Origin of the sequence: Streptococcus sp. HMSC10A01 (assembly GCF_001807785.1) — a bacterium.
Taxonomy (GTDB): Bacteria; Bacillota; Bacilli; order Lactobacillales; family Streptococcaceae; genus Streptococcus; species Streptococcus gordonii.
Map to the genome: position 1 here is coordinate 479,020 of NZ_KV790983.1, position 13,032 is coordinate 492,051.

A 13,032-nucleotide genomic window follows, 5' to 3' on the forward strand; every position below is an offset into this window, starting at 1 on the left:
TTTAGCGAAAGTTTCAACATTTAGACTTTGAACATAGATTTCTCCTGTACCTCGGAAAGTATTAACAACACCTTCACTGATGCCAAGCTGGAAGCAACTAATGGTTCTATGAAGGACGTCAAACGACCAAGTTTTGAACTTAGAACTTCCCCAATTTCAAAAAAAGAAACCTATATAAACGGCTCTATATGCTAGCTTTTATCACCCACTATAGTTGATAAAGAGCTATTAGTTATAACTTTTTAAAGTAGCGAGCAACAGGCCATTGTTCAAAACCAAAGTTCTCATAGGTTTTACGGGCTGGTGCATGACCTGGATCACCACCCGTCTCAACCATGGCCATTTCCATCCCTTTTTGTTTAATCTGATTACAAGCATAGGTCATGAGCGCTTTTCCGACACCTTGGCGCTGATAGCTTGGAGAAACAGCTAGTATATAAATCTCTCCCATTTTATCCTCAGGGTGCAAGCGAATGTGAATCCAGCCGACCAACTCTTCCTCCAGAAAAGCTAGCCAGGCAAACTGACCCTCTTCATCTAAGACCGCTGTTAGATCATTGATTTGTCTTGTTTCCCACCCTTGAGGATAAAAATTGTCATAAACAAACTTAGGAACTCCTTTTTCCATTTTTGGAAAAACTGGAGACCAAGCCTGTATTGACAATTCTAAAACAGCCTCTTTATCCGATTTCCGATAAGGTTTTATAGTAATTGTCACTTTTTTCTCCTAACGTCTCTTTAATCCGCAAAAAATGCTACGAACGAGTCCGCATCCGATGGTGCCCAGGAATAGTCAAGCCTACTCTTTTGTAGGAATATATCCACCCAAAATTTTAGCGAAAGTTTCAACATTTAGACTTTGGACATAGATTTCTCCTGTACCTCGGAAGGTATTAACAACACCTTCTCCTGTACCGACAGATTGGAGAAAACCATTTTCCAAGTGAATGTCATAATGCAAGTCTTTGCTCCAGGCAACAACATGGGCATTATCAATCGTCATTTCTTGGTCTTTCAGTTCAATTTTCTTGATAGCTCCAAAGGCATTGACTAAGAGTGTTCCTTCTCCTTGAGTGGTCATGACAAAGAAACCTCCTTGACCGCCAAACAGCGCACGGCCAATAGACTGGCGTTCCATCGTATAAAATGCTGAACCATCCAAAGCAAGGAAAGCTCCATCGTTCAATCGATATTGATGCTCTCCCAAATACAAGGGCATTACCTGACCCGGAACATTAGGAGCTAGAGCTAAGAGGCCACCATCTGCATCAGATAAAGCTTCCGTAATAAAGGTGCTTTCACCAGACACCATCGAACGTCCAACTGCTTTAACTAATTTACCAAGACCAGATCCTTTTGCATTCAGTTTGGTTCTTAATTTAACACTAGAAGAATGATAAACCATACTTCCGCGCTGAATATAAGCTTTTTCTCCTTTATCTAGTACAATTTCTACAAAAGGAAATTGGCTATTATTTTCAATAGTAAAATTCATGCGATTATCTGACATCAGATTTCTCCTTTTATCTTGTTTTGAGCAAAGAGAACTAATCCTTGCACCTGTTTTATTTATCTACCAAGATCATTACATTGACAGTTTTATTTACCTATAAAGCAAGGTTCTAAGAAAATACTTTCTTTAAGACTTCCCCAATTGTTGTCACACCAATGACTTGGATATTATCTGGAACTTTGAGGCCGTTCAGAGAGTTTTTAGGAGCGTAGACTTTGGTGAAGCCCAGTTTTGCTGCTTCGTTGATGCGCTGCTCGATGCGATTGACTCGACGGATTTCACCAGTCAGGCCAATTTCACCGATAAAGCACTCTTGAGGATTGGTAGGCAAATCCTTGTAGCTAGAAGCAATGGCTACCGCTACCGCCAAATCAATGGCTGGCTCATCTAGCTTGACACCACCAGCTGATTTGAGGTAGGCATCTTGATTTTGCAGGAGGAGCCCCGCCCTTTTTTCCAAAACTGCCATGATAAGGCTGGCTCGGTTAAAGTCCAGCCCAGTCGTGGTTCGCTTGGCATTGCCAAACATGGTCGGTGTCACCAAAGCCTGCACCTCTGCCAAAATCGGCCGCGTTCCTTCCATAGTCACGACGATAGAAGAGCCTGTCGCGCCGTCCAGACGCTCTTCTAGAAAGACTTCACTGGGATTGACAACCTCAACTAGCCCCCCCGATTGCATCTCAAAAATGCCAATCTCATTGGTCGAGCCAAAACGGTTCTTGACTGCTCTCAAGATACGGAAAGTATGCTGGCGTTCGCCCTCAAAATAAAGCACGGTATCCACCATATGCTCCAAAGTTCGAGGACCTGCTAAGGTTCCTTCCTTGGTCATGTGACCAACGATAAAGGTCGCGATATTATTGGTCTTGGCCAGCTGCATGAGCTCGGCTGTCACCTCTCGGACTTGAGAGACAGAGCCTTGGACACTGGAAATTTCCGGCGACATCACCGTCTGTATAGAGTCGATAATCAGAAAATCTGGCTTGATTTTCTCAATCTCTGTGCGGATATTTTGCATATTGGTCTCAGCGTAGAGGTAAAATTCACTGTCAATATCACCGAGGCGTTCCGCCCGCAACTTAATCTGCTCAGCTGATTCCTCCCCGCTGACATAAAGGACGGTGCCCTGATGAGAAAGCTGGGTTGATACTTGCAGAAGCAGGGTAGACTTCCCGATACCAGGATCCCCACCAATCAGAACCAGACTGCCAGGCACGACTCCACCACCCAGCACACGATTAAACTCGTCCATTTCCGTCTTGGTCCGATTGACATCAATCGAAGTGACCTCAGCCAGCTTCATGGGCCGAGTCTTTTCACCTGTCAAGGAAACACGAGCATGCTTGACTTCTGCAGCCTCTACTTCCTCAACAAAAGAAGACCACGCTCCACAATTAGGACAGCGGCCTAGATACTTGGGCGAATGATATTCACAATTTTGACAGACAAAGGTCGTTTTTTTCTTAGCGATGGTAATTTCCTACTCTCTAATCATATCTTTTCTTATCGGTTACATCAATGACCTGTTGACCCAAACCCACCAGTCCGCACGCCATCTGCTTCATCTCCATCCGCAATTAAAAAGGGTGCAAAGACAGCCTGCACGATACGGTCTCCAACTTCAAGGACGACTTCCTGATCTGTGATGTTTTTCATCTGAGCAAAGATATGCCCTTCGTTTCCAGGATTGCCATAATAGTCGCCATCAATAACTCCAACGGAGTTAATCAAAACCAAGCCTTTTTTGCGAGGATTGGACGAGCGGTCGTAAAGATAAAGTACCTCTCCGGCTTGCATATAGGCCTTGATACCAGTCGGAACCAGCTTAATATCTCCTGGTGCTATGACGGTACGCTCTGCCACTTTCAAGTCGTAGCCAGCTGCGTGAGCCGTCTCTCTCTTGGGTAGCAAATCTTCATTTGTAAAGCTGGAAACCAGCTCGAATCCGCGAATTTTCATGTATTTCTCTTTTCTATTTTTTCTGCTCCTATTATACTAAATTCGCTAAAAACAAGCAAAAAAACCGCCAATTGGGCGGTAATCACTAGTATAGATCTCTGATGATCTCTCCATTATCCAGATAGGTAAACTGCTCCGTCAAATCTGATGTGAAAACTTGATACATTTCCTTAAAGCTCACAGCCAGCGAGTAGCTGTCAAAATCTTCACGGTTAATCCAGAACACCTCGCCTTCGTCGGATGAAACTAGCTCTCCTTCAAAACGATTGGTCTTGTAAAGAAAAACGATGTAGCGCTCATCTTTTTCAGTATAAAACTGCTTGACACCACACAAGCGAGGCTCATAGATAGTCAAACCCGTTTCTTCCTTGATTTCCCGTATCACTGATTTGACAAAGGATTCACGATTTTCAACATGGCCACCTGGAAAGCAAAGGCCGGTCCAATCATCATTTACTTTATTTTGCACTAAAATGCGGTCTCCATCGTAAACCATACACATATTTGTTAAAATAACTCGCTCCGCTCTTGACATCTCTGTTCCTCCATCTACTGACCAATTCGCTTGGCCTACTTGTGACTCATTATAACATAAAAGACATCAAGTTGCTGAAAATCCAGATTTCTCAGCCTTTCCAGCAAAAAAACCGCCAATTGGGCGGTTCTTATAGGGAGATTATTATGAAAAAGAAAAGTTTTAGGATTTCTAAACAAAGTTAGGAGGTCTTTGTTTATGATTTTAGTATAAATCTCTTACCTTAAACTTTCCTAAAAGCAAACTGAAAGGTTTAAAAATTTTTATAATTCCTGTAAAAGATAGTGAAACAGCTCTAAATTACCCTTTTCTTCATTGATCAAAAACTCTGGATGCCATTGAAGACCAATAATCCGATGGTTATCAATGGACTCGATAGCTTCAATTGTGTTATCTCTGGGATCAAAGGCTGTCGCGCGAAAATTAGGAGCCAAATCCTTGATGCTTTGGCGGTGAACGGAATTAATCCGACTAGCTTGACCAAATAAACGCTCTACAACACTCCCCTTTTCAGTACGAATCGAATGCGAAGTCCCAAAAGGCTGACCCTGCCAATGATTATCAATCTGCTGGTTTAAAGTACCACCAAAAGCAACATTTACCAGTTGCAGACCACGACAAATTGCCATAACAGGTTTGTTCTGGCGTAAGGCTTCTTTTAAAAGTGCTAATTCAAATTCATCACGGGCGATATTATAATCGTCACTATCAATAGTTTTTTCTTCCCCATAGAATTTTGGATGGACATTCTGCCCACCTGATAAAATCAGCTTGTCTATGGTTTCTACATAATCCTCGACCAGGCTTCTATCGCCAATAGGAATCACCATTGGCAGACCACCAGCCATTCGTACGCCGTCCACAAACTTTCGTGAAACAGAGGTGTGAATATTTTTTCCGTCTTCATCAACCGGGCAAAGATTGGCCGAAATTCCAACAATTGTTCTGCACATAGGAGACTCCTTTCTCAAGATATACTTTATCTTACCACGACTAGCACTTATCGTCCAATAAATTTTTTTAAAGCAACTTATAAAAATTTTTTATCAAGTACTTGCTAGAAAGTTTTAAAGAAAAACTCCCGAATGAATTTAAAATTCAAACGAGAGTTGGAAGATGTGAATTGACTCTTTACTCAAAGACAAATTGATTATGATAAAGTTCTGAATAGAATCCTCCGAGTTGAAGAAGTTGATGGTGGTCCCCTTGCTCAATTACCTCTCCATCTTTTAGGACGATAATCTGGTCTGCATTGAGGATTGTCTTGAGGCGATGGGCAATGACAAAGCTAGTTCGACCAGCCACGATGGCTTCCATAGCCTGCTGAATCTTGCTCTCTGTTACCGTATCGACATTAGACGTCGCCTCGTCCAAAATCAAGACTTGCGGGTCCGTCAGCAAAGTTCTAGCAATGGAAATCAACTGTTTCTGCCCAGTTGAGAAAATATTCTGGTCATCATCTACCAAGGTATCATATTTGTCTGGTAGACTTTCAATATAGTCATGAATATGGGTCGCACGCGCAGCCGTTTCGACCATCTCCTGACTAGCATCCGGCACACCGAAGCGGATATTGTCCCGAATCGTGCCACTAAAGAGCACCGAATCCTGCAGAACAATCCCCACATGGCTCCGTAGACTGTCCAACTCATAATCTCGAATGTCGCGACCGTCAAACTCAATACTGCCACTATCCACATCGTAAAAGCGATTGAGCAGGTTCATAATGGTCGTCTTACCTGATCCAGTCGGGCCAACAACAGCCGTCATCTTACCCTTAGGAGCAAAGATAGACACGTCTTTGAGTATGGGCTTTCCTTCTACATAAGAGAAGTCCACATGCTTGATCTCTACTGAGTCTGTGAGCTCTGTGAAAGCAGGCGCATTCTCTGGCCGGACTTCCTCGGGCGCGTCAAACATCTCCTGAATCCGGTCAGCCCCTGTAAAGGCCAACTGTAGACTGCCCCAACTAGCTGCAATCTGAATAATAGGCTGATAATATTGCTGAGAAAATTGAGCATAGGTCGTAATCAAGCCAACTGCAACAGCTACTTCAACATTGGGATCGCTCAGCAATACAGCCGATCCAACAAAAATAACGATGGCTGTATTAATCAGACTCATTCCATTCATGATGGGGAAGAGAAGACCTGAGAAAGCTCTGCCCTTAAAAGTAGCTGAACGGACTCGATCATTTTGCTCAAGAAAACCTTTGATAACTTCTTCTTGCATGCCCTGAACAATAACAGCCTTCTGACCGGAAATGGTCTCATCCATATAAGCATTGAGGCGACCAACTTCTTTTTGCTGGAGATTGGTGTACTTTCTAGCTAGTCTAACAATCACGACTAAAACCAGAATAGCCAGGGGAGTGCTTGCAACAGTAATCCAAGCCAGGCGAGCATTCTGCCGGAACATGATGATCACAAGACCAAGGTAGAGAAGAATATTACTTAAGACTTGAATCATACTTTCGTTCAAGGCCTGAAGTATATTGTCCAAATCACTGGTAAAGCGCGACAGGATATCCCCGTCCTGATGACGATCAAAGAAGGATACGGTTAATTTAGCTAGTTTTCCAAACAAGCCCTTTCGCATCTCATTGGTCGAATGCGAAATAACTCGGCTCATCAAAACCATATAAATCAAGCTAGAAATTGATAGACAGAGAAAGGTTAGAAACAGCTTGGTCATAAGGGACGTAAAGGCAACTAAAAGCTGATTTTTTTCTCCGCCATTAGCCAAGGCATTGCCTAATTCAACTAGATGTTGAACAGCCTGACCAACATAAATCGGAAAGAGCACTTGTAAAATAGTAGAAGCAATCATCATCACGATTACAATAAGAAAAGATAAGGTATAGTCTTTAAAATATTTCCAGAAAAATTTTACGGTCCGCATCTTAATCCTCCTTTCCTTTCTGTGTCTCGTATATCTCACGATAGACTTCATTTGTTGCGACTAGCTCTTTATGTGTTCCTTGTCCGATTAAACGGCCTTGGTCTAAGACTAAAATCTTATCTGCATGGACAACCGAACTAATCTTTTGGGCAATGACAATGGTGGTTGTGCCCTTCAAATCTTTGTTTAAGGCTTCTTGAACCAATTTTTCTGATTTGGCATCTAAAGCTGAGGTCGAATCATCTAAAATTAGGATTTTGGGATGGTTGACGACTCCACGCGCAATGGACATCCTTTGCTTCTGGCCACCGGAGAAGTTATTCCCCCGTTCTTCTACCTGACTATCAAAGCTGTCCGCCATACGACCGATAAACTCACTGGCTTGGGCGATTCCTGCCGCCCATTCCATCTCGGACAAGGAAGCATCGAGTTTCCCTTGACGAAGATTGTCAGCGATGGTTCCGCTAAAGAGAATAGCCCGCTGCAAGACAATAGAGACATTCTTACGAAGACTTCCCTGACTGACTTCTCGTAGATCCTTACCACCAATTGAAATAGAGCCTTCTTGGGGATCAAAGAGGCGAGGAATCAGCTGAGCCAAGGTAGACTTACCCGCACCCGTTGCACCGACAACACCAACCATTTGCCCCGGAGCAACTTCAAAACTAATATCTTTTAGAATTGGGCTTTCATCTGTTGGATAGGTAAAGGTCACATGATCAAAACGAATACTACCTTCTAAGTCTTCATCTGCTATATCTGGGAAGGTCATGGCAGGCTCTGTATCTAAAACCTCATTGAGACGTCTCATTGATATAATGGCCCGCGTCACACCATTTCCTAAAAAACCAACCATGATAATAGTAAAGATGATTTGATTCAGGTAGCCAATGAAAGAAGCAATTGAACTGACTACTCCCGCGTCTGTAGCAACCATGCCTGACAAGGTCCAAATAGCCAGATAAATAGCCCCGTAACCGACAAACATCATCATTGGTTCAACAATTGAAAAAGCGTAACCGATAAATAGATTTTGATCCAAGAGCTCATCAGAAACCTGACTGAACTTATCAAATTGTGCCCTTTCTTGCACAAAGGACTTCACCACCCGAACTCCTCGAAGATTTTCTTTGGCAATGGCGTTCATGCGCTCTAATAAGATTTGAAATTTTTGAAAGCGCGGCCCCATAAGCCCCATCATCATAGCTGTCAGTCCAGCTACAAGTAAAATTAGAAGGGCAATAATCCACCAGAGTTCTGGAACAGTCACGATGGCCAAGACAACCGAACCAATGAATAGGATTGGCAGGCGAAGCAAGATTTGAAACATCATCATAACCAGATTTTGAATTTGATTAATATCATTGGTCATCCGAACAACCAGATTTCCGGCATTGAACTGCTCAATATTGGCATAGGAGAATGTCTGGATCTTTCGAAAAGTCTTCTCCCGCAAATCAGATGACACCGCTTGGGCGATATAAGCTGCTGTCGTTACATTAATACCACCAGCAAGCAAGCCAACAATCCCCATACCAATCAGCCAAGCCCCGGCTTGATAAATAGCTTTACTATCACTCATCTGCAAAGCATCCAGGACCTGCTTAAGGAGCCACGGTTGCAACAGCGAACTAGCAATCATCAAGCCAGTCATTACAATCGAACACACAACAAACCATTTGTACTTTAATAAGGTTTTTACAAACATCATCTTCCCTCTACTAGTTTTCTCTTTTTCCTTTGTTTTCTTACTATATCACAGAAAAAATCAATGTCAAGCTTATTTAACTTAGCTTTAAAATGACTATAAGAAAATGAGAACATTTAAGCTTGAAAACGATTTTTTTCTTTTAATATGATAGAATAGAGTAGAATACTCTAGTTAGAAATGGAAATAAGAAAGATGGATAAACAACGAGTTGCTGTAATCGGTCCTGGCTCTTGGGGTACAGCTTTGTCACAAGTGCTAAATGATAATGGTCACGAAGTACGTATTTGGGGTAACATTGCTGAACAGATCGATGAAATCAACCAAGCGCATACAAACACACGTTATTTTAAAGATACTGTCCTCGATGAAAAAATCAAAGCCTACCATAGTCTAGCAGAAGCCTTGGATGGTGCTGATGCGGTTCTATTTGTGGTGCCAACCAAGGTCACAAGACTGGTCGCAAAACAAGTCGCTCAAATCCTAGACCACAAGGTTAAGGTTATGCATGCTTCCAAAGGTTTGGAACCCGACAGCCATGAACGCATTTCTACAATCTTAGAAGAGGAAATCCCGAGTGAATTGCGTAGTGAAATTGTCGTTGTTTCAGGTCCTAGCCATGCTGAGGAAACCATTGTTCGCGATATCACTCTCATTACAGCGGCTTCTAAGGACCTAGAAGCTGCCAAATATGTACAGAAGCTTTTCAGCAACCACTATTTCCGCCTCTATACCAATACAGATGTGGTTGGAGTCGAGACAGCAGGTGCCCTTAAAAATATTATCGCTGTCGGAGCTGGGGCTCTACACGGCCTAGGCTATGGCGACAATGCCAAGGCTGCCATTATCACGCGTGGACTGGCTGAAATCACTCGCTTAGGAGTAAAACTTGGCGCTAGTCCTTTGACCTATAGCGGTTTATCTGGAGTCGGTGACCTTATTGTTACTGGGACTTCTATCCACTCTCGCAACTGGCGGGCTGGGGATGCTCTTGGACGTGGAGAAAAATTAGCGGATATTGAAGCTAACATGGGCATGGTGATTGAAGGAATTTCCACCACCAAGGCTGCTTATGAACTTGCTCAGGAATTGGATGTCTATATGCCTATTACCCAAGCCATTTATAAAGTCATTTATCAAGACCATGACATAAAAGAGGCTATCTTCGAAATCATGAACAATGAATTCAAGGCCGAGAACGAATGGTCATAACCAAATCTGCATCTAGAAGGGATTTACTAATGTCAAAAGTTAAGAAAGCTGTCATTCCAGCAGCTGGCCTTGGAACTCGTTTCCTACCTGCTACTAAGGCGCTTGCTAAAGAAATGTTACCTATCGTGGACAAGCCTACCATTCAATTTATTGTCGAAGAAGCTCTCAAGTCTGGAATTGAAGATATTTTAGTCGTAACTGGTAAGTCAAAACGTTCGATTGAGGACCATTTCGATTCCAACTTTGAACTTGAATACAATCTCAAAGAAAAAGGCAAAGACGACCTTTTGAAATTAGTTGATGAAACCACTGGTATTGGCCTACACTTCATTCGACAAAGTCATCCGCGTGGGCTGGGAGATGCTGTGCTTCAAGCTAAGGCTTTTGTCGGCAACGAACCTTTTGTTGTCATGTTAGGTGATGACCTTATGGATATCACTAATGATAAAGCTATGCCACTTACTAAACAGCTGATGAACGACTATGAAGCAACTCATGCTTCTACAATTGCTGTTATGCAGGTCCCTCATGAAGAAGTTTCTTCATATGGTGTCATCGCTCCGCAAGGCGAAGGTCTTAATGGACTTTATAGTGTCGAAAAATTTGTTGAAAAACCAAGTCCGGAGGAAGCTCCAAGTGATTTGGCAATCATTGGTCGCTATCTGCTGACTCCAGAAATTTTTAAAATCTTGGAAAATCAAGCTCCTGGTGCTGGAAATGAAATCCAACTGACAGATGCCATTGATACTCTTAACAAGACCCAGCGCGTATTTGCCCGTGAATTCAAGGGTGACCGCTACGATGTTGGCGACAAGTTTGGCTTCATGAAAACATCTATCGATTACGCTCTCAAACATCCGCAGGTCAAAGATGATTTGGAACAATATATTATTGAACTTGGTAAAAAGCTAGAAGAGAAAACTAAAAAATAAAACTAAGGATGAAATACGACCGATGGGTCTATTACTCAAAACACAAAAACACCTAGATTTAACTAGGTGTTTTCTTATATCCAATGACTGGCTTTCTCAACAGAAAAATTAGTTTCCGTTAGAGAATGTCCCAATATTCTTGAAATCTTTTCCGCCTTCATAATTTCCTGCAAAACCAAAGCGGTTGTTTGGATTGCCTTCTGCATTGGCAACTGTTGTTTGTGGAGCTTGACTTGGCTCTTGAGAAGCTTGGCTTTGTACCTGAGGAGCTTCAGCGCGAGTAGATGTTTGTCCGAATACTTGCACATTTGCTGTAGCTGCATAGCCAAAACGATTGTTTGGATTCCCTTCTGCATTAGCAGGAATATCATGAGTCGGAGGTGCTGCAACATAGTATTCAGCAGGAAGTACATTTTTATTTACTTCTTCAGTTGCTTTTGGTTTTTCTGGAGTTTTTGGAGTATCTGGTTTTTCAGGTGTTGATGGGTCTTGTTTATCATCTGGTTGTGAAGCGCGATAAGGATCAGACTTACGTCCAGCAGCTTCTAATTGTTTTTCCATCAACTTTTCATAGTCCTTGAAGTGTTGGAAAAGACGATCTGATAAATCAAGTGCATCTTTTGTAACTTTGTGTTCAGCAGATTTAGCAGCTTCTGGTTGATCTTTTAGTGAATAGTACTCAATATCCTTCTTCTCTTGATCAATGATAAATTGTTTTTCAAGCATCTTCCAATGGTCTTGAACAGTCTTGCCGAAAATATCTTGGTTCTTAATAGCCATTTGGTCAATATGCCATACTGTCCAGTACCATGAGTTTGGATCATAAGTAGCAGTTTGAGGTTTAAAGGCTTGATAAGTATCTTGAACGTTACCATAGAAAGGTACATATGGTGTGTTACGTGATGGTCCTAAACCGAGCCATACTTTACCACCAAAAGATTTTGGCAACTTCGGATCAATTTGATAAACATGGGCATCGATAACATTTTCATTACCAAGAGCATATTTGTATTGATCTTTCCGAACAGCATCATTTGCCCCATTGTCGCCTTGCTTCTTGACCCCAATTTGATCATCAGGTATAAAACGACCATTCAAGTGTTCAAAGCGGTTCCGTTGCAAAGCAAAGGCATCTTCAAGAGTAAATTTCTTGTTTGGATCAGTTGGAGAGCGGAAGAGTTCATACTCATCATCTTCATAAGTAATTTTAGATTTAGGATCAAGAAGTGTAATCCCTGCATATGTACGAGAACGATCCCCTTCTGCGTATTTTTCAGGTCCATATGATTTAGCAATGTGGAAATTACCATCTTTATCTGTCTTGTAGTTTCCTGCTTCTTGGGCTACTTTTTCTACATCTTTAGAAGCAATAACATTTTCTTTGTCATTCAAATCAACATGACCAAGGTAATAGGTATTAGCAAAAACTGCATATTTATCTTCTGGCACCTTCACTGCTACATATTGGTGGCCAGATAAGATTTCCATGTACCAAGTTTCTTTTTGGTCTGCAACTACAACTGTATTTCCTTCAGCAGATCCCTTTTCTTCGATGACTTTTGCAAGCAACTCAATTGCTTCACGAGCTGATTTTGCACGAGGCAAAATAACATCCAGCATCGCAGCTTCTGGAAGACCATCTGCTTTAAGAGGGTCTTTTGCAAGTACTTTTTTATTTGGAATTGCTGTAACTGTAGATGTCATTGAAACACCTGCTTCATTAAAGCCATGTTCCCCGAAAGCACCGTTACTACCATCGCCACGAGCAGAATCATAAGTTGCAGTATACTTCATTTCGTTGGCTGCGTGTGGATAAGTGAAACCATTAGATTCATCTACAATCTGGTCTCCTTCCTTATAGTTTTTTCCTTCCACAACAACATAGTTTTTATTGTGTTTCCCACCATTGGGATAGTAAGGATAGTCTTCCGTACGGCCAAACATGGTTGAACCGTCAGCTGTCAACTGGCGACCAAAAATAAAACCACAACAAGCTTGAACCGCTTGGATAGGCAACATGAGGATTGCCATCACAGCAATGACAACTTTGAATGTTAACTTCTTCATCGCTAACTCCTTTTTATTTTTTTGGAAGTCCTAGACTCCCTATATTTACAACCATAGTATACTCCTTTAACTTCGTATTTGCAAGCGCTTTCAAAATTGTTTATTTATACGTTTTACAGATATAAAACAGGGAAAACATACACCTATAAATTTAGACATTTTAGAAGTTTACTAATTTATTTCTGCTAAAACTAATTAAGAGTCC

11 protein-coding genes and 1 pseudogene are annotated in these 13,032 nt (G+C 41.9%); 2 read left to right on the forward strand and 10 right to left on the reverse strand.

Features of this window, described 5'->3' with window-relative positions; translation table 11 throughout:
- From HMPREF3108_RS10740 to HMPREF3108_RS09415, 9 genes and pseudogenes are all read right to left on the reverse strand, one after another.
- Positions 1–87, reverse strand: a pseudogene (locus HMPREF3108_RS10740) (TIGR00266 family protein); the annotation flags it as partial.
- Positions 88–232: 145 nt separating this feature from the next.
- Positions 233–718, reverse strand: a complete 486-nt coding sequence (locus HMPREF3108_RS09380; protein WP_048777864.1) for a GNAT family N-acetyltransferase — start codon at positions 716–718, stop codon at positions 233–235.
- Between the two features lie 81 nt (positions 719–799).
- Entirely contained in the window at positions 800–1,510 is a 711-nt protein-coding gene (locus tag HMPREF3108_RS09385) for a TIGR00266 family protein (protein WP_008808197.1), read from the reverse strand.
- Positions 1,511–1,622: 112 nt separating this feature from the next.
- Entirely contained in the window at positions 1,623–2,990 is a 1,368-nt protein-coding gene (radA, locus tag HMPREF3108_RS09390) for a DNA repair protein RadA (protein ID WP_081105896.1), read from the reverse strand.
- 38 nt (positions 2,991–3,028) lie between these two features.
- The gene (locus HMPREF3108_RS09395) at positions 3,029–3,472 is read right to left on the reverse strand and encodes a dUTP diphosphatase (protein WP_061596264.1); all 444 of its coding nucleotides are present in this window, start codon (positions 3,470–3,472) and stop codon (positions 3,029–3,031) included.
- Positions 3,473–3,557: 85 nt separating this feature from the next.
- Positions 3,558–4,007, reverse strand: a complete 450-nt coding sequence (locus tag HMPREF3108_RS09400; RefSeq protein WP_048777328.1) for an 8-oxo-dGTP diphosphatase — start codon at positions 4,005–4,007, stop codon at positions 3,558–3,560.
- A 263-nt stretch (positions 4,008–4,270) separates the two neighbouring features.
- A complete protein-coding gene (locus HMPREF3108_RS09405) occupies positions 4,271–4,960 on the reverse strand; it encodes a gamma-glutamyl-gamma-aminobutyrate hydrolase family protein (RefSeq protein WP_061592960.1) in 690 nt (229 codons plus the stop codon).
- Positions 4,961–5,138: 178 nt separating this feature from the next.
- Complete coding sequence (locus HMPREF3108_RS09410) at positions 5,139–6,908, reverse strand: ABC transporter ATP-binding protein (RefSeq protein WP_070494379.1); 1,770 nt, start codon at positions 6,906–6,908, stop codon at positions 5,139–5,141.
- Position 6,909: 1 nt separating this feature from the next.
- Positions 6,910–8,616 (reverse strand): ABC transporter ATP-binding protein, encoded by a 1,707-nt coding sequence (locus tag HMPREF3108_RS09415; RefSeq protein ID WP_070494381.1) that lies wholly within the window; start codon positions 8,614–8,616, stop codon positions 6,910–6,912.
- Between the two features lie 195 nt (positions 8,617–8,811).
- Between HMPREF3108_RS09415 and HMPREF3108_RS09420 the strand changes: the two genes are divergently transcribed.
- Complete coding sequence (locus HMPREF3108_RS09420) at positions 8,812–9,828, forward strand: NAD(P)H-dependent glycerol-3-phosphate dehydrogenase (protein ID WP_045505249.1); 1,017 nt, start codon at positions 8,812–8,814, stop codon at positions 9,826–9,828.
- A gap of 29 nt (positions 9,829–9,857) precedes the next feature.
- Positions 9,858–10,760: a UTP--glucose-1-phosphate uridylyltransferase GalU gene (galU, locus tag HMPREF3108_RS09425; RefSeq protein ID WP_023916458.1), complete on the forward strand. Its 903-nt coding sequence runs from the start codon at positions 9,858–9,860 to the stop codon at positions 10,758–10,760.
- A gap of 108 nt (positions 10,761–10,868) precedes the next feature.
- On the opposite strand, the gene abpB is transcribed toward galU, so the two are convergent.
- The gene (gene abpB, locus HMPREF3108_RS09430; RefSeq protein ID WP_070494383.1) at positions 10,869–12,827 is read right to left on the reverse strand and encodes a C69 family dipeptidase AbpB; all 1,959 of its coding nucleotides are present in this window, start codon (positions 12,825–12,827) and stop codon (positions 10,869–10,871) included.
- Positions 12,828–13,032: the final 205 nt, after the last annotated feature.